This window comes from Xenorhabdus sp. NBAII XenSa04, assembly GCF_963866145.1.
Taxonomy (GTDB): domain Bacteria; phylum Pseudomonadota; class Gammaproteobacteria; order Enterobacterales; family Enterobacteriaceae; genus Xenorhabdus; species Xenorhabdus indica.
The window spans coordinates 1-358 of sequence record NZ_CAWMEB010000080.1; the positions used below are offsets into that span (position 1 = coordinate 1).

Sequence of the window (358 nt, forward strand, 5' to 3'; positions counted from 1 at the left end):
GCATCAATAAAATCATTCTTGTTACTTTTAACGAAGGGACGCACAAACTGCGGTGAAATCAGCTTGGCCTCATGCCCCAAATCAGCGATCCGCCTTGCCATGAAATGTGCGCCAGCACAGGCTTCCATCACCACCGTTGCCGGAAAGCAGTCAGCTAAGAATTCCATCAATTTAGTTCGGGTGAATTTTTTACGCAGTAAGGCTTTCCCCGATTGATCCTGACAATGGATATGAAAGGAATGTTTGCCGAGATCGATGCCAATCAGTGCGATAGTGTTCATGATGGTAGCCTCTTAAAAAATAAATCACACGCTGTCAATATATCGCTAACAGGGTGAGGGCGGCCATCTCATTAGTG

At 45.8% G+C, this 358-nt stretch carries 1 pseudogene; it reads right to left on the reverse strand.

Features of this window, described 5'->3' with window-relative positions:
- A pseudogene (locus tag AAC147_RS04265) lies at positions 1–281 on the reverse strand (IS110 family transposase); the annotation flags it as partial.
- Positions 282–358 lie beyond the last annotated feature (77 nt).